At 36.6% G+C, this 22,888-nt stretch carries 22 protein-coding genes and 1 pseudogene; 6 read left to right on the top strand and 17 right to left on the bottom strand.

Annotated elements, in window-relative coordinates; translation table 11 throughout:
- Positions 1–138: 138 nt before the first annotated feature.
- Together cysK and G7051_RS08495 are read left to right on the top strand one after the other, a co-directional pair.
- On the top strand, positions 139–1,086 hold the full coding sequence (gene cysK / locus G7051_RS08500; protein ID WP_166199567.1) for a cysteine synthase A: 948 nt from the start codon (positions 139–141) through the stop codon (positions 1,084–1,086).
- A gap of 116 nt (positions 1,087–1,202) precedes the next feature.
- The gene (locus G7051_RS08495; RefSeq protein WP_166199565.1) at positions 1,203–2,498 is read left to right on the top strand and encodes an O-acetylhomoserine aminocarboxypropyltransferase/cysteine synthase family protein; all 1,296 of its coding nucleotides are present in this window, start codon (positions 1,203–1,205) and stop codon (positions 2,496–2,498) included.
- A gap of 109 nt (positions 2,499–2,607) precedes the next feature.
- Here the strand turns inward: G7051_RS08495 and G7051_RS08490 are convergent, their stop codons facing one another.
- The 17 genes and pseudogenes from G7051_RS08490 to G7051_RS08410 all read right to left on the bottom strand — a co-directional run bounded on the left by G7051_RS08490 (position 2,608) and on the right by G7051_RS08410 (position 19,712).
- On the bottom strand, positions 2,608–3,069 hold the full coding sequence (locus tag G7051_RS08490; RefSeq protein ID WP_166199563.1) for a DUF3836 domain-containing protein: 462 nt from the start codon (positions 3,067–3,069) through the stop codon (positions 2,608–2,610).
- A 37-nt stretch (positions 3,070–3,106) separates the two neighbouring features.
- Positions 3,107–3,535: a DUF3836 domain-containing protein gene (locus G7051_RS08485; protein ID WP_166199561.1), complete on the bottom strand. Its 429-nt coding sequence runs from the start codon at positions 3,533–3,535 to the stop codon at positions 3,107–3,109.
- A gap of 104 nt (positions 3,536–3,639) precedes the next feature.
- On the bottom strand, positions 3,640–4,089 hold the full coding sequence (locus G7051_RS08480) for a DUF3836 domain-containing protein (RefSeq protein WP_166199559.1): 450 nt from the start codon (positions 4,087–4,089) through the stop codon (positions 3,640–3,642).
- A 267-nt stretch (positions 4,090–4,356) separates the two neighbouring features.
- Complete coding sequence (locus G7051_RS08475) at positions 4,357–7,086, bottom strand: outer membrane beta-barrel protein (protein ID WP_166199557.1); 2,730 nt, start codon at positions 7,084–7,086, stop codon at positions 4,357–4,359.
- A 247-nt stretch (positions 7,087–7,333) separates the two neighbouring features.
- Complete coding sequence (locus G7051_RS08470) at positions 7,334–7,741, bottom strand: biopolymer transporter ExbD (RefSeq protein ID WP_166113686.1); 408 nt, start codon at positions 7,739–7,741, stop codon at positions 7,334–7,336.
- Between the two features lie 61 nt (positions 7,742–7,802).
- The gene (locus tag G7051_RS08465; RefSeq protein WP_166199555.1) at positions 7,803–8,513 is read right to left on the bottom strand and encodes a MotA/TolQ/ExbB proton channel family protein; all 711 of its coding nucleotides are present in this window, start codon (positions 8,511–8,513) and stop codon (positions 7,803–7,805) included.
- A gap of 143 nt (positions 8,514–8,656) precedes the next feature.
- A complete protein-coding gene (locus G7051_RS08460; protein WP_166199554.1) occupies positions 8,657–10,090 on the bottom strand; it encodes an NADH-quinone oxidoreductase subunit N in 1,434 nt (477 codons plus the stop codon).
- A 114-nt stretch (positions 10,091–10,204) separates the two neighbouring features.
- Complete coding sequence (locus G7051_RS08455) at positions 10,205–10,699, bottom strand: hypothetical protein (protein WP_166199552.1); 495 nt, start codon at positions 10,697–10,699, stop codon at positions 10,205–10,207.
- Positions 10,700–10,710: 11 nt separating this feature from the next.
- Entirely contained in the window at positions 10,711–12,180 is a 1,470-nt protein-coding gene (locus G7051_RS08450; RefSeq protein WP_166113674.1) for a NuoM family protein, read from the bottom strand.
- 64 nt (positions 12,181–12,244) lie between these two features.
- Positions 12,245–14,179 (bottom strand): NADH-quinone oxidoreductase subunit L, encoded by a 1,935-nt coding sequence (gene nuoL, locus G7051_RS08445; protein WP_166113671.1) that lies wholly within the window; start codon positions 14,177–14,179, stop codon positions 12,245–12,247.
- 45 nt (positions 14,180–14,224) lie between these two features.
- Positions 14,225–14,563 (bottom strand): NADH-quinone oxidoreductase subunit NuoK, encoded by a 339-nt coding sequence (gene nuoK, locus G7051_RS08440; protein WP_166113668.1) that lies wholly within the window; start codon positions 14,561–14,563, stop codon positions 14,225–14,227.
- 73 nt (positions 14,564–14,636) lie between these two features.
- A complete protein-coding gene (locus G7051_RS08435; RefSeq protein WP_166113665.1) occupies positions 14,637–15,137 on the bottom strand; it encodes an NADH-quinone oxidoreductase subunit J in 501 nt (166 codons plus the stop codon).
- Between the two features lie 190 nt (positions 15,138–15,327).
- A pseudogene (locus G7051_RS08430) lies at positions 15,328–15,798 on the bottom strand (4Fe-4S dicluster domain-containing protein); the annotation flags it as partial.
- Between the two features lie 2 nt (positions 15,799–15,800).
- Positions 15,801–16,922: an NADH-quinone oxidoreductase subunit NuoH gene (gene nuoH / locus G7051_RS08425; protein WP_166199548.1), complete on the bottom strand. Its 1,122-nt coding sequence runs from the start codon at positions 16,920–16,922 to the stop codon at positions 15,801–15,803.
- 143 nt (positions 16,923–17,065) lie between these two features.
- Complete coding sequence (locus G7051_RS08420; RefSeq protein ID WP_166199546.1) at positions 17,066–18,694, bottom strand: NADH-quinone oxidoreductase subunit D; 1,629 nt, start codon at positions 18,692–18,694, stop codon at positions 17,066–17,068.
- Positions 18,695–18,807: 113 nt separating this feature from the next.
- Positions 18,808–19,371 carry an NADH-quinone oxidoreductase subunit B gene (locus G7051_RS08415; RefSeq protein ID WP_166113653.1) on the bottom strand — a complete coding sequence of 188 codons (564 nt, stop codon included), beginning with the start codon at positions 19,369–19,371 and terminating at the stop codon, positions 18,808–18,810.
- Entirely contained in the window at positions 19,362–19,712 is a 351-nt protein-coding gene (locus G7051_RS08410; RefSeq protein WP_166113651.1) for an NADH-quinone oxidoreductase subunit A, read from the bottom strand. Before G7051_RS08410 ends, G7051_RS08415 begins: the two co-directional genes overlap by 10 nt.
- Positions 19,713–20,028: 316 nt before the next feature.
- On the opposite strand from G7051_RS08410, the gene G7051_RS08405 reads away from it, so the two are divergent.
- The 4 genes from G7051_RS08405 to def all read left to right on the top strand — a co-directional run bounded on the left by G7051_RS08405 (position 20,029) and on the right by def (position 22,883).
- Positions 20,029–21,048 (top strand): branched-chain amino acid aminotransferase, encoded by a 1,020-nt coding sequence (locus tag G7051_RS08405; RefSeq protein ID WP_166199544.1) that lies wholly within the window; start codon positions 20,029–20,031, stop codon positions 21,046–21,048.
- Positions 21,049–21,109: 61 nt separating this feature from the next.
- Positions 21,110–21,856: an LPS export ABC transporter ATP-binding protein gene (gene lptB, locus G7051_RS08400; protein ID WP_255493350.1), complete on the top strand. Its 747-nt coding sequence runs from the start codon at positions 21,110–21,112 to the stop codon at positions 21,854–21,856.
- A 35-nt stretch (positions 21,857–21,891) separates the two neighbouring features.
- Complete coding sequence (gene ruvX / locus G7051_RS08395; protein ID WP_166113642.1) at positions 21,892–22,323, top strand: Holliday junction resolvase RuvX; 432 nt, start codon at positions 21,892–21,894, stop codon at positions 22,321–22,323.
- Complete coding sequence (gene def / locus G7051_RS08390; RefSeq protein ID WP_166113639.1) at positions 22,320–22,883, top strand: peptide deformylase; 564 nt, start codon at positions 22,320–22,322, stop codon at positions 22,881–22,883. The genes ruvX and def overlap by 4 nt, the downstream gene beginning before the upstream one ends.
- Positions 22,884–22,888: the final 5 nt, after the last annotated feature.

The raw sequence follows: 22,888 nt of genomic DNA, 5'->3' as shown, positions 1-22,888 counted from the left end.
GATCATATAGCATTAGATACTTCTAAATATTTCGTATCTTTCGATTACACAAAAATACCCCATTTATGGTATTTTATAAATGATTTTAAGCTCGTATTTTTGTATTAATTAATAATAAAACAAAAAAATATATTGGTCATGACTAAAATAGCAAAAAAACTTACTGATCTTATAGGTAACACTCCTTTATTAGAACTATCAAATTACGAGAAAAATCACCATATCGATGCAAAAATCATTGCAAAGTTAGAATATTTTAATCCCGCATCAAGTGTAAAAGATCGTATTGCATTTGCAATGATCACAGATGCCGAAGAAAAAGGAATATTAAAGGCTGACAGTGTTATCATAGAGCCGACGAGTGGAAATACAGGGATAGGTTTAGCTTTTGTTGCTGCAGCAAAGGGATATAAACTGACTCTGACGATGCCCGAAACGATGAGTATCGAGCGTAGAAATTTATTGAAAGCTTTAGGTGCAAATATAGTTTTGACTCCGGGACCTGAAGGAATGAAGGGAGCTATTGCAAAAGCTGTAGAATTGAAAGAAAGTACACCTAACGGAATTATACTTCAACAATTCGAAAACCCGGCTAACCCTGCTATTCACCGTACGACTACTGCCGAAGAAATCTGGAGAGATACCGACGGGCAGGTCGATATATTTGTTGCCGGAGTGGGAACAGGTGGTACTGTAAGCGGTGTAGGTGAAGTATTGAAAAAACGCAATCCGAATGTTAAGATTGTAGCTGTAGAACCGATAGACTCACCTGTATTATCGGGTGGCAAACCGGGGCCTCACAAAATACAGGGAATAGGTGCAGGCTTTATCCCTAAAACTTACGAGGCATCGGTAGTGGACGAGGTTATCCAGGTTAAGAACGACGATGCTATTCTTACCAGTAGAATCTTAGCACGCGAAGAAGGTTTATTGGTTGGTATATCATGTGGTGCAGCAGTACACGCCGCAACCGAATTAGCTAAACGCCCTGAAAATAAAGGTAAAAACATTGTCGTAATACTTCCCGATACAGGAGAGCGTTACTTATCGACAGTTCTTTATTCTTTCGAAGAATATCCATTATAATAAAAAAGGTCTGTGACCTTTGATTGCAATCAATAAAGTGTCTTATTAAGTTATATCCGAGAGCTATGTATAAATAGCTCTCTATTTTTCACCCCTTCATTAAACATTAAAGAGTTATGAGCAATTATAAATTTGAAACCCTACAAGTACATGCCGGACAAGAAGTAGATCCCACAACTCACTCACGTGCAGTACCCATTTATCAAACAAGTTCTTATGTGTTTGAAGATGCACAAGATGGTGCAGACTTATTCGGATTAAGAAAATTCGGAAACATCTATACTCGCTTGATGAATCCAACCACCGATGTTTTTGAAAAACGTATTGCTGCTCTTGAAGGAGGTATAGCTGCTCTGGCAACTTCATCGGGTCAATCGGCTCAATTTATTGCTCTGAATAATATCGTATCGGCAGGAGATAATTTTGTATCTACTTCGCATCTTTATGGAGGTACATATAATCAATTCAAAAACCAATTTAAGCGTTTAGGGGTTGAAGTAAAGTTTACTCCGGATGACACTCCACAAGAGTTCGAAAAATTAATCGACAGCAAAACAAAAGCGATTTATCTGGAGACAATCGGAAATCCCGATCTAAACATTCCCGATTTCGAAGCTATAGCTGCTGTTGCAGATAAACATAATATTCCTTTGATTGTAGATAATACTTTCGGTGCAGGCGGATATTTGTTCCGTCCATTGGAGCACGGAGCGACTATCGTTGTTGAGAGTGCGACCAAATGGATTGGCGGACACGGTACTTCGCTAGGTGGTGTAATTATCGATAGTGGAAAATTTAATTGGGGTAATGGTAAATTCCCCGAATTTACAGAACCATCGGATAGTTATCACGGATTGGTATTCTGGGATACTTTTGGTGCTAACAGCCCATTCGGAAATATTGCATTTATCATACGTGCCCGCGTAGAAGGCTTACGTGATTGGGGAAATACAATCAGCCCTCTAAATTCATGGCTATTGATACAAGGACTCGAAACGCTTTCGTTACGTGTTGATCGCCATGTTGAGAATGCTCTTAACATTGCCGAGTGGCTCGAAAAACATCCACAAGTGGAATATGTGAATTATCCGGGATTGAAAAGCAGCAAATATCACGAACTTGCTAAAAGATATTTGAAGAAAGGTTTTGGAGGTGTATTATCTTTTAAAATAAAAGGTGGTGCCGAAAAAGCCGATAAACTGATCAACAGTCTTGAGCTAATAAGCCATCTAGCCAATGTGGGAGATGCCAAATCGTTAATCATACATCCGGCTGCAACTACTCACGAACAACTTGACGAAAAAGATAAAATCGCAACAGGTGCAATCCCCGGTTTGTTACGTATTTCTGTTGGAATCGAAAACATAGAAGATATTAAAGCCGATTTAGATCAAGCATTCAAAAAACTGTAATATTCAGCTTTGAGCCATATAATATACTTAACAGGTATATCTATATCACAAAACAAACCCTCAGATAAACTAGTTTATCTGAGGGTTTGTTTTTTTTAGTCTGCTAAAATTACTTCAAACTTAAATCGAAATTTTCAATCCGATTAGTTCCCAGAACAGATGTAAGGTTATCATTCGAACCATATACATACGTTGCATATTGGATATCGCCACCCCACGATTTGGTTGACTTATTCCATTCGGAATAATAAATAGTAGCTAAGTGCCCATTATTATGATATTCATAGGTGTATTTCTGAACTGCAATCCATCTTTTTTTACGAGCATCCCACTTGTAAGAAATCCTTTCGAGAGGCTTTCCTGCTATATCGTTTTTAAGAACATGCTGTGTTAAGGGGACCAAATTCATATCATCTTGTCCTCTACAGATAGTTGTAGTTACTGTTTGCTTTTCTTTATTCACGATTACATTATTGTACAATTTATCATTACCCTTTGCGAAAGAGTTTCCTGTTGATAAAAAGAATACGGCTATAAAAAGGGCTATAAAAAGGGCTATAATTGTTTTCATTATCTTATAATTTTGATGCTTATTGATACTATTTCGTTTAATTCGCATTCACAGATAAATATTTCACAGGATGGTCAATATTATTCGCATCATACACATACATAGCATACCGAACATCTTTATGCCATGATTTGGTAGTTTTATTCCAACACAGATAGGATATATTCATTAATTTACTTTCGGAATTATATTCATATCTGTGTTGTCCAACTAAAACCCATTCTTGTGTATTCGAATCCCATTTATATGAAGTTCTTTCTTTTAGACTTTTATCAGAATTATAATAGAATACAGTTTGTTTTAGCGGAGTCAAACTGCCATTACTGGAACTTTTACATACTGTAGTGGTAACTACACCCGATTCTTTATCTCCAACTACATTTTTATATAATTTATCACTTCCTAAAACAGGAGCTGTTATTGATAATAAAATTGCGACTGCTGTTGTTATAATTGTTGTTTTCATTATGCTATTTATTTACTAATTTTGGTGTTATAATAATAAGACGAACGATAAGTATCTTTGGTTACAACTTTAAGAATATTAATTTTAATATTCGATTGCATTGATTAATTAAAGTTTTGTTTCGGGTTTAAGTTCGAATCTATTAACTCAATACTTAAGAAGTTTATATCTTCTGATTTATTATTGATAAGCATAGCATATTGCACGCTCTCACCCCATGAATCAGCAGTTTTATCCCATTCGGTAAAAGCAAGAGAAAGAAGTTGGCCATCCATAGCATAATCATAATTATATTTTTGAAAAGCTTCCCACCTTCCACTATCATCATTCCATACATAAATTGCCTTTTCAACAGGATTACCATTCAAGTCAGAAGTTACAATATAGCGCTTCATTGGTGACAAGTATTTTTCATTTACACCCTTACAAATAGTAGTTATCATAGAATGAGCCTCGTTATTCGTTTCTACACTTTTATATAACTGATCCTTTCCAAATACATTCCCGATTGATAATAATGCTAGTGCTGCCAATGTGATAATTGTTGCTTTCATAATGTTTTATTTTATATTGTTTTTTGTTTACGTTTCTACTATATATTAAGCCAAAGGCATGCCAAAAAACATAAAACACTGAAAAACAACAACTAAACACAAACCGAAAGTTTCACTGTATGTAAAATTTATTTACACACTATATCTATATATTTTACATCCCGCTTTTTTATGTACCTGTTTCAAGAAGCAGCAAAAACAAAAAACGGGTACTAATTATAAAATTAGTACCCGTTTTTTTAGAATTATCTTAATCCTGGATTATAATTAATTATAATCATCTGCACCTTGCGTTTCCGAAACGTTTCGAGCAGGTTTATTGGTAATATTAAATCGATATCCAAAACTAAACATAAAATATTGACCAATCATATTAGTCCTTGTATCTGATATATAATTTCCGGAAACAACACGCATCAGGTTATTACGATCGTCTAATATATCATAACATTGGAACTTAGCCGTGGCTTGTTTCTTCTTTAGGAACTGTTTCGCGACAGAAAGATTCCACAACACTTCTGATTTCTGAAAATTTTCAGCGTATCCTTTATTATAGGTGAAACTTATTTCATTCTGGATTGCAAAATCATAAGGCAGCTTCCATAAGGTAGATGATTTAAGCCCGTAATTAGACGTATTCATCCCTTCTTGGTTAGGAAGGTTGTTCCTTGTTATATTATATGATATATTAGCCTGTAAACGCTGATCAAACTTATCCGAGCGATAGCTTATCGAAAACGATTCACTCATTGTCAGATTATAGGTTATACTCTTCACACTATTTGAATATCCTATATTTCGAACAAAATAACCGAAAGAGCTATTATCGATTGTAAACTTTTTATTTCTCAATGGAGTATTAAACATTATTCCACCATTCAGACCCCAGTTTCCGGTAACATTTCTATACGATGATTCTACGTTTCCGAATTCGTCAATGGTAGTATAATCTACTATTTTATTGAAAATATAATTACCTCCACCGGTAATCATAAAAAAAGATCCCTTCTCATAATTCGATTTCTGAAAATACATACTAAAAGTATTGTCGAAACTCGGCTTTAAATCCAAATTTCCATATGTACGGTTTAAGGCATCTATTACAATTGTATCAGACGAAATCTGTTTCAGTGTAGGCTGCTCTGTCGCCCCATAATAATCAAAATCGAAAGTTATATTATTCTTAGGTGTGTATGTAAATTTAAATGTGGGAGAAAAATTAACTACACTTTGTTTCTGATTTTCGATAATAGAATCCTGCATCGTTGTTTTTGAAGAAGATACTGAGGGATCGACATTGAAACCAATATTGTACTCATATTTGTCCATTGCTGACTGGAATCCTACATTTATTCTTTGAGTTGTATAGTCCGAAGTCGTTTTTCGGGTAAAGGCTGTATCCACAATCGTATATTCACCTTCGCCATCCCTCCTGAATGTAAGCCTGTTTCTGTCCGAATAATCGCGCCGATAGGTATAGGCTACCTTTACTGAGTTATGCTTGGTTATGGGCTCTACATAGGAGACCATAAAACCCCAGTTGTTTCCCGTATTATCAATAGAAAGTTCCTGATCGATAACTGTGGTCTTATTTGATGCCTGATAAAAGACAGGAGAGTAGTTGGTACCATAACTCCGTCCTCCTCTGGTAGCTCCGTTCAAGCTGGCACTTATGGTTCGGCCTGCACTATTCAACTTTCGTCCGAATATAATTGAGGCATTGAGGTTATGGGTATCACCACTCGTTTTATAATCAGTCCATCCTGAAGTTGTATCCTGCAAACCCTGAACATAAGAAAAATTTGTACTGTGCCTTATATCGTCACTTGTACCTGTATTCACATTCATCCGGGCATAAATAGTAGTTAATGAGTCCGGAGTCCATTTCATATTCAAACCAAGAGAAAGATCCCTTTTTATACTTTGAGTGGCTGACGATTGGGTGCTAAGTCTATTACCGGTTTCGATAAAAGTCTTAGTATTACTATCCATTTCAAATACATTATTATTATTGTCATAATGCAAATTACCGCCAACATTCAGTTTATCACTTCTTAATGCATTAAAGTTAAAACCAACTTCAGCGTTTTTAGTAATACCATCGTATTGACTGGAAGAACCGCTATACTCAAAATCGTCCGTTATATTTTTATAATTTGCAATAAGAGAATACTGATTATCATCTAACATATAATGAGCATTCAGTTTATTGGAATATCGTCCATTACTACCATAGCCTGACCGCCCCTCTCCAAATATACTCTGCTTCAAAGCTTCTTTAACCGTCAAGTTCAACACCTGTTCTGCATTACCATCATTAAAGCCTGTCACTCTCGACATTTCTGATTGTTCCTTAAATAATTGAAGCTTATTGATCATCGACGCAGGTAGGTTTTTCAATGCCAGATCAATGTCATTACCAAAGAACTCTTTACCATCGATAAGTATCTTTGAGATGATCTTTCCATTAGCCATCAGTTTTCCATCGGAACTAATATCAATACCGGGCATCTTTCTCACTAAGTCGAGAAGGAGAGCATCCTCTCCCACCCTATATGCGTCAGCATTATATTCTATGGTATCTCCCTTAACAACAATGTCTGGAACCGGTGCTACAACTACAGCCTCACCCAGCATATAACTGGCTTCTCCGAGATAAATAGTTCCGAGATCAAGAGTCTGTTTGTCTTCGAGCCTGATTTGTTTTGTGTATCGGGTATTTGTCATATAGGAGATATCAATTATATAATCTCCTTTAGATTGATTGATTGTAAATTTTCCGTTTGAAGAAGTGACAGCTCCCTTAATATAAGTACTGTCTTTTATATCGAGTATACGCACTGAAGCATAGCCAATGGCTTCACGATTCAGACTGTCACATACAATTCCTGTGACATTCTGGGCATAAGAGCTTATAGCTATACAGAATAAGATAAAAAGACAATAAAAACGTCCCAATGAATACCGTTTACTTTTATTTAAGGCTCTGTGAAACATCAAATCACAAACCTATTCATTATTTTTTATAAGTACAATATGTAGTAGAATCCATCATGTTGAATAATACAAAAATAACTATTTTACAAGAAGACCTTTTATTCCTTCGGCAAGAATAAATACGTCTGTAAATTATTGCTGTCAATAAATAGTTACTTATCTACTCAGCTATATAACGAAAAAAAAGAGCTTCTATTATGGCAGCTCTTTTTTCTATAATCTTATTTTCGGTACAGGCAGATTAGTTCTAATCCTTTTGTGTAAAGAGTACCATCTTTACACGAAGCTTATTCCCGATATCTATTACATTAATAATATCCTGTAAATTAAGACTTCTATCAGCCTGTAAAAGCACATTAACATCATCTCCCTCCTGACGTTCTCCTATTGTATTCGCTAATTCTCCTTCAAGTGCTTCAAAAGGCACTTGCTTATCATTTACGTAATAAGTGAGATCTGAGGTAACAATCAGATTAATATTTTTTTTAGTGGCAACTTTTTCGGCTGTCGACGAATTGGGTAATAAAACACGGATAGCTGCAGGAGTCACCATTGTTGAAACAATAAGAAAGAACAACAATAAGAAAAACATAATGTCATTCAGTGATGCTGTATAAACCTCTGCGGCTCTATTTTTACGACGTTGAATCTTCATATTTTTTCGGCTCTTAAGGTCATCATCTCAGACCCAATTTTAGCACTTCTTAAAAAACACATTAATCCTTTGAAAGATTCATTGTGTTTTGGTTCTTTTTATACATTCTGATAGCTCTTAATGCTTCGTTGGAATCTCTATCCAGATTAGTAACGATCTTATCGATGTTACCGTTTAAAACATAATATCCCGCATAAGCAACGATACCTACAAGCAGACCTGCTCCCGAACATATCATCTTTTGATACAAACCATCGGAGATGGTTGCAATATCTAAGTCTGCTGTTTGAGAAATATTGTAAAAGATATTGATTACCCCGAAGATAGTTCCTAAGAATCCCAACATGGGAGCTATGGAAGCAATTATACCTAAATAATTCATATGATTCTCTAGCTTCGAAACTTGTTGACGGGCTTCAACCTCCATCGTTTCTTCTATCTCTTCGATGGTATCTGTTTTCTCCTTTAATCCGGCAGAAATCACTTTTCCTAGAATATAAGGCTTCTCAAAGCAAAATTTAAGAGCTTGTTCAATCTTATTCTCTGAGATAAGTTCAACGATGCGTGATTGCCAAATCGAATCGGACTTTCCTACTTTCCTGATAATCAAAGTTCGTTCAATAATATAGTAAACAGCTAATATCGAAAGAATAGCTATAGGTAACATAACCCAACCGCCTTTAAGTATCAGACTGAAGTAGTTTTCAGCTGATGCGGGCGCTACTTGTTCCAGATTTGTAGTAACAGATTGTAATAAAATAAATAAATTCATATTTCAAAAGAGGATTAAGTTCCAAAACCTATTTATCACTTTGTCAAAATAAGTATATATCGATTGTTATAAACGACTAATTCGATAAACGCAAAGTTAAGACTAAGTGTTTATCGAATTAGTTTTATTTTGAACAAATATTGTTAAAAACCAAAGCTTACTGTATTAATATACTCATAGAAGCAACTAATAACGCCAACACAGAAGATTCCAACGACCGAAGCGACCAACGATATCTTCAAATAGCTATCAGTTTTCAGAGTTTCGATTGGCGAATCGGTTTTCTCTATAAACATCGCTTTTACAACAAGCAAATAATAATACAATGACACTACTGTATTAACCAATGCTAAGAATACCAATACAGTATTCCATGGATTACCCGATTCCATTGCTGCCATAAAGACAAACAATTTACTAAAGAATCCTGCTGTAAATGGTATACCTCCCAATGAGAACATAGAGATCATCATCACTAAAGCCAATTTCGGATTAGTTAGATAAAGCCCCTTATAGTCATCCATATTCACTTTACCTGTTTTGTTTTCAATGGCTGAAATAACTCCGAATGCTGCCAAGTTAGAGAAAACATAAACAAACACATAAAATATAGTGGCTGCCATACCTGCTGATGAGCCTGAGAAAACACTCAACATTATATAACCTGCCTGAGAGATCGAAGAGAATGCAAGCAGACGCTTCAAATTCTTTTGTCTTAGAGCAAACAAGTTACCGACTGTTATAGTCAACAAGATAAGTATCCATATAATGGGTTGCCATACACTTGCTAAAACAGGAAATACTTTATAGAGAATAATCATCAGAGCAAACACTGCTGCTCCTTTTGATATTGTCGACAAGTAAAGTGTAACATTGGTGGGTGCTCCCTGATATACGTCGGGTGCCCACAAATGGAAGGGAACCAACGATATTTTAAAGAATAATCCTGATAAGAAAAATATCATAGCCATAATCACCAATGGTGATGAGTAGATATTTTGAGCCATATCTTCAAAATACAATGTTCCACAAGCTCCGTATAGGAACGAGATACCAAACACCATTATGGCTGATGAGAATATTGCATTAAAGATATATTTAGCTCCTGCTTCTGCTGAATTACTCTTATACTTATCAAAAGCAACTAATGCAGCGATAGGTAATGATGCCGTTTCTAAACCGATATAGAATATCATAAAGCTTCCCGCAGATATCATCAGATACATACCCAACAGAGTAAGTATCGAAAGCATAAAAAACTCTCCGCGTTTAAATATCGATTCAGGCTTTTTCAACCATTCATTAGCTTGCAGAAATATAAGAAATACACCTATATTCAGTACGCTTTTCATTGTTATTTGAGCCGCTCCCGAAACATACATTCCTCCGAAAGATGTAGCAACACCTTTATCTATAAAGAAACAGTAAACCGTATGTACCAGAAATAGCAAACAAGCTACAGGGAAATAATACTTTTTTGCGTTGTTAGAAGCAAATAGATCGTAAAAGATCAATAACAAAAATACCACTATAAGTGACAATTCGGGCTTCATCAACAAATAATTGCTCAAATTCATTTCGTAAATCTCTTTATTTATTTAAAGTACAGGAAAATAATGTTTATACAGTATTTTCCAATTTTAACAGGCGTTATAAATAATTCTTATAAAGCTACAAACTAGTCTCAGACCTTATTTTACAATATACTTCGCTGCATTGGTATACTTTACTGAAGCAATATAAACACCGTTAGGATCAACAGTTTTATCTGTTGTCAATATAACTTCAATACCCGGTCTTGAATAAAATAATGACACGTATTTGCCACCATTTCGTCTTTCGGTATTATTCAATCTGTATTTATTGGCCACTAACTCACTTTTCAAACTATTGAAAACAGCAGCAGAATTAAACTCCCAAGAAACCATTCTTACATCGCTCTCAAAAGATGGAGTAATCAATGTTATTTTAGAGTTTCCCGAATGAGTAAAAATAAAGTTATTAGATAAGTCACTTACCGGACTATCTTGATGGTTGTATCCTTTTGCTGTGACAACACTTTCGAAATGTTCTTTTCCATTTGGAGCCAAATCTATTAACTCTGCTATATTAAAGCTCTGAGCCGAAGCAAAAGCTGATACGGATATAAATGCAATTAGAAAAAATAATTTTACAATCGTTTTCATCTCGTCAATTTTTAGTGTAAGCATGTATGAATTAAATCGGAGATCCACCCGGGAAATAATCCTACTCCGGCAACACTAAGAACTAATCCCACAACTGCAACTTTTTCATACCAAACTGCATCTGTAAGCTCTAAGTGATGGTCATCTACGACGGGACCGTATAATATTTTTCCAACAACCTTAAGTATATAAACCGCAGTTATCACGATTGATGAACATGCCATTACGGTTAATACTCTGTGGAACATATCTTGATGTTGGAATGATCCAACGAATATAGTCATTTCTGCAACGAATCCACTCAACCCCGGAAGCCCTAATGAAGCCAAACCGGCAATCACATAACAAACCGAAAGGAAAGGCATAATTTTCATCAAACCACCTAATTGTCTGATATCACGTGTGTGAGTTCGTCCGTATATCATACCGATCAATGCAAAGAATAATGCTGTCATCAATCCGTGAGAAAGCATTTGCATTACAGCACCTGTAGTTGCCGTATTATTCATCATAAGGATAGCAAATAATACCAAGCCACAGTGGCTTACCGAAGAGTATGCATTAATATATTTCAAGTCGTTTTGAGCAATTGCACCGAACGCTCCATAAACAACACTTATACCGGTTAAAATTAAGAAAATCCAAGAAAGTTCACTTGCTGCTTCAGGCAATAAATGCATCGCAATACGAAAACATCCGTATCCCCCCAATTTCATCAATACCCCTGCGTGAAGCATCGATACTGCTGTAGGTGCCGAAGCGTGACCATCGGGCGACCAAGTATGGAATGGGAATAATGCTCCCAGCACACCAAATCCTAAGAATGTCAACGGGAATATCCATCGCTGAGCTTCTACAGGAATAACATTGTTTTGAGCAATCTGCAATATATTAAATGTATATTCACCTGTTTCGGACGAGTTGAAATAAATTCCAAAAACCCCTACTAAAAGAAAGGCAGATCCCCCCATCAGCATTAGAGTCAGTTTCATTGCCGAATATTCTTTCCTTCCCGTACCCCATAGACCTATCAACAAGTACATCGGTATCAAAGCTATTTCGTAGAAGAAGAACATGGTAAACATGTCCAGCGAAATAAAGAATCCGTATACTCCTACAGCAAGCAGGGTAAGCCACATAAAGAAGTCTTTAGGAAGCGGATCCATATTCCATGACGCAAATACTCCGGTAAACATAATGATAGCTGTTAACAACAACATCAATACCGATATACCATCGACACCTACTGCGTAATGAATATTGAGTGCTTTAAACCAAACTATATCGTGTTGGAATAGCATTGCACTGGTTGGGTCGGCTTCTCTTGCTCCTAAGAACATAAATAAAAAGACCACCGAAAATATCAGTTCAATAGCCGTTCCTAAAACAGCAACAGTTCTTACTTGTTTGATGTTCTTGCATGGAATAAATGCAATCAACATTAAAACAGGAATCAGGACAAATAATGAAAGAATATTCATTGTTTTATTATTTAAGAGGTCACAGACCTATTTAATTTTAATTTTTCGTCAAATATATAATTACTTAACCACAGATATAACACACCAAACAGAAAGCAAAGACTGCAACAATAACTAAAGCTCCCGATAAATAAACACCGGCATATTGTTGTATTCTGCCCGATTGCAATCCTTTAATCTTATCCGAAGTACTATTGGTTACAAAAGCTAAAGCATTCATAAAGCCATCAACAATAGTATGGTCAAACCATGCAATAGGTTTAGATATGCAGTTAAATATTATTTTGCGTGTAACGAACAACCATAATTCATCGAAATAGAATTTATGATAAGCCCATTTGTAAAAGTTACCAACTCCGTTAGATACTTTGTCCGGCATATCCGTTTTCTTGAAGTACATCATCGTTGCGATTCCTATACCAAGAAGGGCTACAGCTACGCTCGATACGGCAACAGCCATATCTATATGTGCTTCGAAAGGCATTCTGTCTGCTGATATAAAGTCCGCAAAGGGAACAAATCCCGAGAATATTGAAAACACTCCTAAAATAATTAATGGAATTGTCATTGTAGGACCTGCTTCGTGAGGAGCATGGTGATAATGTTTATTTGTGTCGTTCCAGAATATTCTGTAATACAAACGGAACATGTAGAATGCTGTAAGACCTGCACATAGGAATAAGCATGCGAACAAGAACTTATCGTGGTGCAAAGCTGCAGCTAAAATCTCATCTTTACTAAAGAATCCTGAAAATGGAGGAATACCTGCAATAGCCAAACATGCAATCAGGAATGTGATGTGCGTGATTGGTAGGAACTTCTTCAATCCTCCCATATCGTCCATCTCGTTGCTATGTACAGCATGAATTATAGCTCCTGCTCCTAAGAATAACAATGCTTTAAAGAATGCGTGTGTAAATAAGTGGAACATAGATGCCATATAACCTAATCCATCGTGACCGGAATAACCCGATACGCCTAAGGCTGTAATCATATATGCAATCTGCGAAATAGTTGAGAATGCTAAAACCCGTTTAATATCCGTCTGAGTACATGCCACAATAGCTGCATACACGGAGGTTATTGCTCCAACGTATCCGATAATAGTAAGAACTTCGGGTGTACCGAAAAGATATATCGGGAATAAGCGTGCTACAAGAAATACGCCTGCAACAACCATCGTTGCAGCATGGATTAATGCTGAGGCAGGTGTTGGGCCTTCCATTGCATCGGGTAACCAGATATGGAAAGGCATCATTGCCGATTTACCGGCACCACCCATAAATATAAATAACATTGCCCAAGTTAATGCCGATATTCCTAAGAATGAAGCACCAACAAAGCTCGATAAATAGGGAGCATCCAAAGCCGTTAATGTTTGGAAGTCGAATGTTCCCGAGTAATAAGACAATATCAGTATACCTATTAAGAAGAATAAGTCTGCAAAACGGGTTACAATAAATGCTTTCTTAGAAGCAGCCACTGCACTAGGCTTAGTATAGTAGAAACTGATAAGCGAATAAGAAGAAACCCCTACTAACTCCCAGAATATATACATTTGGAAGATATTAGTTGCAACTACCAATCCTAACATCGAGAATGAAAACAGTGAAAGGAAAGCATAGTAACGTTGAAATCCTCTTTCGCCTTTCATATAGCCTAAACTATATATGTGTACCATCAGCGAAACGGTAGTAATCACAACAAGCATCATTACCGAAATAGGATCAAGCATGATCCCCAAATCGATATGCAGTTTATCGGTGAATTTCAACCATTGGTAAGGCTCAACAGCCATTATTGTTTCGTAGGCTCCCGAAGCTCCTTTTCCTATTTTGAAAAAGTATTCGTAAGCTGTAAAATACGACAATGCTGTCATAACCGCCAGAGACAGGGTACCCAAAGTTCCGGCAATGATTGGTTTCATTTTTCCTCCCAACAATCCCAGAATAAGGAACATTATTGCCGGTAGTACGATTATTAATAATGTATAAGACATATCTATATCGTTATTTATTCTTTATAAATTAGGTCAACGACCTTATTAGTGTTTCATGTTTGTTATGTTCTCATCTATATATACGCTCTTCACATTACGATATATAGTGATGATAATGGCAATAGCAATGGCTGTTTCGGCTGCTGCTATGGCAATAGAGAACAGAGCAAAGAAAAGCCCTTCGAATTGACCGGGATATAAAAACCGGTTAAAAATCACAAAATTCAAGTCTGCGGCATTCAGCATCAATTCCATTGACATCAATACCATCAACATGTTTTTTCGAGACAGAAAACCATATACTCCAATAAAAAACATAAGTGTACTTACAGTCAAATATGCTTCCATGGGAACGGAAAAGGTTTCTACTAGAAATTCATTCATAATTGTATATTATTAAGCTATATAACTCTTTTTTCTTTCTGTAACAAACCTGTTACAAAGCGGTCTGAGACCGTTATCGTTTACGGGCAATCATTATACCTCCTATTATACAAGCCAAAAGCAATAAACTGATAGCTTCGAAAGGAAGTAAGTATTGGTATTTCTCGGTACCCATCATGGTAGTACCCAGTTGAGTCATATCTATCGCCGAATCTGCATATGTATAAATGCGGGAAACATTGTAATAGATGATATGACCACAGATGCCCAAACCAACTACAGCTACAAGAGCTGCTAATATCATTCGACCGGGTTTTTCGTATTTCACTTCTATCCCGGGATCGTTAGTCAACAATATCGAAAATATATACAAGACCATAATACCGCCTGCATATACCGCTACTTGCACTGCTGCAAGAAACTGATAATCCATCAATAAATACAGACCTGCTGTTGCAATCAATACGAAGAGCAAGTAAGTTGCCGAACGGATAATCATTTGAGTGGTAACCGCCAATAATGAAAAAACGACAATTACGATTGCTAGTACTCCAAATATAATAAACTCTGCCATAATCAACCTTTACGTATTTTGATTATTATTCTTTTGTTACATTATCAGAAGCTGCACTGTCTGCACTATCCTGATTTGTGATATTCTCTTTCTTTTCTGTTTCTACCGGTGCCGGTGCAGCAGCAGGTTTAGGTGCAGCCGGAGCTGTTTCTACTGCAGCAGGTTTCTCTGCAACAGGTTTTGGCTCGGGCTTTTTCTTTTCACGAAGTTTCGATCCCAATTGATTTAACTTCATATTCAGTTTACCTCTGGTGAATACCGAACTTTCGAATGTGTTATCAAATTTGATAGCATCGGAAGGACATGTCAACACACACAGGTTACAGAATGTACATGAACCCAGATTGTAATAATATTCATCCAGAATTTTCTTCTTTTTGCCGTCTTCTGTTTCTATTGTTTTAGACTTTATTACAATTGTGCCATTTGGACAATTCATCTGACAGATACCGCAAGAAGTACAGGCATGCTCATTATTTGCATCGTGAGGCATAACCAATTCGCCTCGGAAACGATCCGAAATAACCAGAGTCTTTCTATTCTCAGGATACTGTTGTGTAATCTTTTTAGTAAACAGCTCTGTCCAAGTAACAGACATACCCGTAAGCAGTCCGCCGATACCTTGGAATAAACCTTTAAAATATTGTGATACAGAACTCATTTTTATTCAGCTATAAATTTAAATATACTAGGAAATATATCTTCTAATGTCAAACCTGCCAATACGATGACTACCATAAGCAGAAGATTAAACATATTAATAGGCAATAAATACTTCCACTCCAGATTCAATAACTGGTCGATACGTAAGCGAGGGAATGTCCATCGAACCCATAAACTTAAGAACACTAAACATCCGGCTTTACCGAAGAACCATATATAAGATGGAATATAATTCATCACTTCGTTGAAACCATCAAATCCTTTTAGTTGGATAGGCATCCAGCCTCCAAGAAAAACAGTAGTAGCAATGGCTGCAATAATAAACATATTCAGATATTCGGCCAAATAGAAAAATCCGAACTGCAACCCTGAATACTCCGTATGGTATCCGGCTGTAAGTTCCGATTCAGCTTCCGGTAAGTCGAAAGGACCACGGTTTGTTTCGGCATGTCCCGATATAAGATATATAACAAAGGCTATTACAGAAGCAATATGACCATTGAATAAATTCCAGCAATACGTTTGATTTTCGATAATTATAGAAAACTGCATTGATCCCGATAGCACAACCATGGTTATCAGAGCAAATCCGGCAGACAATTCATAACTGATAAATTGGGCACCGCTTCGCATAGCACCAATCATCGAATATTTATTGTTACTTGACCATCCTGCCAGTAAAACGCCAATAATACCAAGAGATGATACAGCAACTACATAAAATACTCCGATATTAAAATCGACAGCTTGCAATCCTCTTCCGAAAGGAATAGCTCCAAACGTCAGCATAGAAGCCACAATCATAAAGAATGGAGCAGCATAGAAAAGGAATTTATCGACATTATCGATATGGATAATTTCTTTGAGAAGAATCTTTACCATATCGGCAACACTCTGCACCATACCATATTTCCCTACACGATTAGGACCTAAACGGCATTGAAAAAATCCGGTAATTTTCCGTTCTACATAAATCAAGATCAGAGCTAATACTGCATAGGCTGTCAATAAAGCAGCACCTACTAATACAAACTCGATAAACAACACCCAAAACTCAGATAATCCCCAAGTTTCTCGAAGTAAGCTATCGATTAAGGCAGTCAAACGTGAAAGTTCTAACATATATCTTTAAATATAATAACTAATCTATTAAAGGTCTCAGACCTCTTTATTGCTTTGGTTAGTATAACAACTACAATTTGTTATAACTCATGTATCATTAAATAGGATAATTTACTTAATCCAACTCGACAAAAGGGTACGACCTAACGGTCAATATCAGGTATCACATAATCCATTGATCCACCGATACCAATCAAATCCGAAAGTTTCTCACCTGCACAAAGTGTCGGCATTGCCGAAACTAAAGCCATAGATGGCGATCTGAATTTCAAGCGGTATGGAGTTTTATCTCCACGGCTTTCAATAAATACACCGAATTCTCCACGTGCAGCTTCCACTCGTTGGAAGTATTCTCCCTCGGGCAATTTGATAATAGCTTTTACTTTAGCTAAGAAATCTCCGTCAGGTATATTGTCAACCAATTGCTCTAAAATCTGTAAAGATTCTTCGATTTCATCCAAACGATTTAAGTAACGGGCATATGAATCTGATTCGTGACGAATCACTTCTTTGAAAGTTACTTTGTTATACAGTGCGTATGGATGATGTATTCTAAGATCACAAGCAAATCCCGAAGCACGACCTGCAGGCCCGGTAACAGCATATGATATAGCGTCTTCTTTAGAAAGAATACCTATTCCCTTAAGCCTGCCGATAATAATGGGGTTACCTGTAACTAATTTATCATATTCTTTTAAACGTTCTCTCATCTCGATAATGAAAGCCTTGATATCTTTCTGAAAATCGGGATGAATATCGAACATTACTCCGCCGACAACGTTATAATTTATTATAAGACGACCTCCCGATGTTTTTTCAAAAATATCGAGTATACGCTCACGCTCACGCATTCCATAAATAAAAGCAGTGGTAGCACCTAAGTCCATACACAAAGTACCCCATGCTATCAGGTGAGAATCTATACGATTCAATTCATCCATAATAGTACGTATATATTGTGCTCTTTGAGGAACTTCTATTTCTGCGGCTTTCTCAACACACATACACAAAGCATGGCGGTTGATATTTGAAGAAAGATAATCTAGACGATCTGTAAAGTGAAGTATTTGAGGATAAGTTAGATTTTCACTTAATTTTTCGATACCTCTATGTATGTATCCACTGTGAACATCTATTTTTTTCACGATTTCACCTTCAAGAGAAACTCTAAAGTGCATTACTCCGTGAGTTGAAGGGTGTTGCGGACCAATGTTTATAATATAATCATCATCCTCGAATACTTTAACAACATCCTCTTTCAAACCTTGAGGAGTCTCATAAATACGAGGAGCGGTATCAACCATATCCTTACTTTCAACCGTAACAGGATTTAACGCCGGATCGGCATCATAATCTTTCCTTAAGGGATAACCTCTCCAATCCTGATTCAGGAAAAATTTACGCATATCGTGGTGATTTATAAATCTTATCCCCAATAAAGCATATACTTCTCTTTCATTAAAATCGGCAGTTGCCCATAAATCGGTAACGGTATACAATAAAGGATTTACTCTATTTGCGGTGCTTGTTTTAAGAAGGACTTCTACTGATAAATCTTTAGAAGATGACAGCAAATAATTCACACCCAGCATCTCACCTCTGTCTACTCCTGTCAGCTGGACAAGAAAGTCAAAAGGAAATTCAGCATTATAACGTAACGTTTTAGCTAAATGGTGCAATTTGTCCGACTCCACAGTTACGGTTAAGACTTTTTTGTCTTCGATAACTGCTTCGGGTACCGCATTTAAGATTACATTCTTGATATTTTCCATTGATCTCTGAAGGTCTCAGACCTTTATATTGCTTTGGTAAATAACGTGGCTAAAGCCTGTTATAATTAATCGTTTATCGACATTTGTCATTCTTAAGAACAAGTCTCTCGAATTTATTTTTTCACTTTAAATAAAAAACGCTCCAGCTTTATCTTACGCTGCAACTGCATTAATCCATAAAGTAATGATTCAGGACGAGGTGGGCAACCGGGTATATATACGTCTACCGGAAGAAATTCATCAATTCCTCTCACCACATGGTAAGAATCAAGAAAAGGACCTCCCGAAATAGCACAACTACCCATTGCAACAACATATTTAGGCTCGGCCATCTGATCATATATACGCTTCAACAAAGGAGCCATTTTATGAACAATCGTACCGGCCACCACAATACAGTCTGCTTGACGGGGACTATTACGAGTAACCTCCATTCCGAAACGAGCTATATCGTATTTGGCTGCAGCCGTTGCCATAAATTCAATACCACAACAACTGGTTGCAAAAGCCAAAGGCCAGATTGAATTTGAGCGACCCCAATTGATAAGGTCATCCAGCTTACCGACAACTATGCCGACTCCATTCGCCTGAAGTTCCTTAACATAATTCTCAAGATATTCATTGTCCCGGAATTCCTCATTAGGTATTCCTTTTATATATACGTTCTTTACTTCCATTGCAATGCTCCTTTCCTCCAGGCATAAGCTAAACCTAAACCTAGAATTAACAAGAAAAATAATATACTATACAAACCGGCCATTCCCAAATCCCGAACAACATTAGCCCAAGGAAATAAGAAGATCGCTTCGACATCAAACATTAAATAAAGTATCGCATACAAATAGTAACCCACCCTGAATTGCATCCAAGATGTTCCTTTTGTTGGTATACCACATTCGTACGCCTGTCCCTTTTGTGCATTAAAAGAACTTGGAGACAGCAAAATAGCCATACCCAAACCAGCACAGACTAAAACTAGTCCGGTGACAAAAACAACTAAAAATAAAGCAGAGTTCATATACGTGATTATTCAAAAAGGCTACACATTATAAGACTGAAAAGACAAATGAAAGGCAAAATTATCAAGTCCACTTGTCATAATCGATGCAAAAGTAAAGCTTTTTTTTAATGAACAAAAGAAATACCAACAAAAGTACATCTCTGATAGATTCAATCTATATCTAAGCAAAATATATGTAAGTAACATTTATACAAATAATATTTAAAGCAAAACAATCAACTAATTAAACTAAAATTGTACTTTTGTGAATACGCTTTCGGGGAACACGCGCATATTATCATTATTTAGAGTTAATATTAATAGAATATAAGATATGAGTACGATTGACTGGACAAATTTATCTTTCGGATATTTAAAAACCGACTTCAATGTTCGGAGCTATTTCAAAGACGGAAAATGGAGTACACCTACCGAAACTTCATCCGAAACTATCGAACTTCACATGGCTGCAACCTGCTTGCATTATGGACAGGAAGCTTTTGAGGGACTAAAAGCCTTTAGAGGAAAAGATGGAAAAATCAGAATTTTCAGAATGAGAGAGAATGCATTACGTATGCAATCATCTTGTCGAGGCATTATGATGGAAGAGCTTCCTATTGAAATATTTGAAGAAACAGTATTAAAGGCAGTCAAGCTTAACGAAAAATTTGTTCCTCCATACGAAAGTGGAGCATCTCTATATATACGTCCGCTTCTTATAGGCACCAGTCCACAAGTAGGAGTAAAACCATCTAAAGAATATCTGTTTGTGGTTTTTGTTACTCCCGTAGGACCTTACTTCAAAGAAGGCTTCAAACCTACACCTCTTGTTATATTCAGAAGTTTTGACAGAGCTGCTCCTCTAGGCACAGGCACATATAAGATAGGAGGCAACTACGCCGCGAGTCTTGTTGCAGGAAACAAAGCTCATGAATTAGGATATTCGGCAGTATTATATCTTGACCCTAAAGAAAAGAAATATATTGACGAGGGTGGACCAGCCAATTTTTTCGCAATAAAAAACAATACATACATAACCCCTCAGTCAACATCCATACTCCCGTCTATCACAAATGATAGCCTAATGCAGTTGGCCAAAGATTTAGGAATGACAGTTGAACGACGTCCCATTCCCGAAGCAGAGCTGAGCTCTTTTGAGGAAGCAGGTATCTGCGGAACAGCAGCGGTAATCAGTCCGGTAGAGCGTATTGATGATCTGGAAGAAAACAAATCGTATTCGTTTGTTAAAGACGGACAGGCCGGACCAACATCTACTCTCCTATACAACAAATTGAGAGCTATACAGTATGGAAATGAGCCCGATACGCACAATTGGATTACTATAATCGAATAAATATTTAACTATCCAACAACTCAACTAAGTTAAATTAATGCAGTCAGCAGAGCACTCACAGATGGTATTACGGACCGAGGATTTGGTAAAAAAATACAAATCCCGGACAGTTGTTAATCATGTTTCCATTGAAGTTAAGCAAGGAGAAATAGTAGGTTTACTTGGTCCAAACGGAGCAGGCAAAACTACTACATTTTATATGACTGTAGGATTAGTCATGCCAAATCAAGGGCGAATTTTTCTTGACAATCAAGAAATTACAAAATTCCCCGTATACAAAAGGGCTCAAAACGGAATTGGATATCTCGCACAAGAGGCATCCATATTCCGAAAACTTACTGTAGAAGACAATATCAGATCTGTCCTCGAAATGACGGGACAATCAAAAGAATATCAAAAAGAAAAACTAGAGAGTCTAATTTCGGAGTTCGGGCTACATAAAGTTCGTAAAAATCTGGGAGATAGACTTTCGGGGGGAGAAAGAAGACGTGCTGAGATAGCTCGATGCCTTGCGATAAATCCTAAATTCATAATGCTCGATGAGCCTTTTGCAGGAGTAGACCCTATAGCCGTTCAGGATATCCAGGAAATAGTTGCTCAACTAAAATACAAAAACATCGGAATATTAATCACCGACCACAATGTGGATGAAACGCTTAGTATAACCGATAGGGCCTATTTACTGTTCGAAGGTAAAGTTCTATTCCAAGGTACACCCGAACAACTTGCAGCCAATGAAACAGTTAAAGAAAAGTATCTAGGTCGCGACTTTGAGTTAAAAAGACGTATTATAGAACGACCAAAATAATTATATATTAAAAAAAAACTATATCTTTGCCGCTCATGGGTAGATTGCTAGCAATAGATTATGGAACAAAACGTACCGGTTTAGCCGTTACAGATCCTTTAAAAATTATTGCAACAGGCCTTACGACTGTTCCAACCCATACACTATTAACATATTTAAAAGAGTATTTCGCTAAAGAGGCTGTCGAATATGTGATTATTGGTATGCCTAAACAAATGAATAATGAGTTTTCCGAAAATATGAAGCATATAGAACCCTTTGTGAAAAAGTTCTGTGCTCAATTCCCCAACACTCCTATTGAGTATTATGATGAGCGATTTACATCAGTAATAGCACAACGTTCTATGATAGAGAGTGGAATGAAAAAGAAAAACCGTCAGAATAAGGCAACGATTGACGAAATAAGTGCAACTATTATATTACAAGACTACATGGAGAGTCTTACATACAAAAATAAGAATTTATGATACTTCCCATATATCTCTACGGTCAACCGGTATTGAGAAAAATTGCTCATAACATAGATAAAGATTACCCTAATCTGAATGAGCTTATCCAAAACATGTTCGAAACCATGTATAATGCCGATGGCATTGGATTGGCTGCACCACAAATAGGTCTAGATATCCGTTTATTCGTAATTGATTTAGAGCCTCTTGCTGAAGATGATGAAAAGTATCACGGATTCAAGAAAGCTTTTATTAATGCCGAAATTATTGAACGCACCGGAGAGATAGTCTCCACACAGGAAGGCTGCCTTAGCATTCCCGGAATTAATGAAAATGTCCCTAGAGAAGAAACTGTTAAAATCAAATATTTCGACGAAAACTTCGTTGAACATGAAGAAGTTTATTCTGATTTTTTTGCACGTTGTATTCAACACGAATACGACCATATAGATGGCAAGCTATTTATAGACAAAATTTCAGGGATCAGAAAACAATTGATAAAATCGAAACTAAATAATCTAACAAAGGGGCGAGTAAATTGTTCTTATAGAACAAAAGCCATTCAAAACAAACCTTGAGACGT

The organism is Dysgonomonas sp. HDW5B, assembly GCF_011299335.1.
Classification (GTDB): Bacteria; Bacteroidota; Bacteroidia; order Bacteroidales; family Dysgonomonadaceae; genus Dysgonomonas_A.
This window is presented reverse-complemented; position numbering and strand designations above follow the sequence as displayed.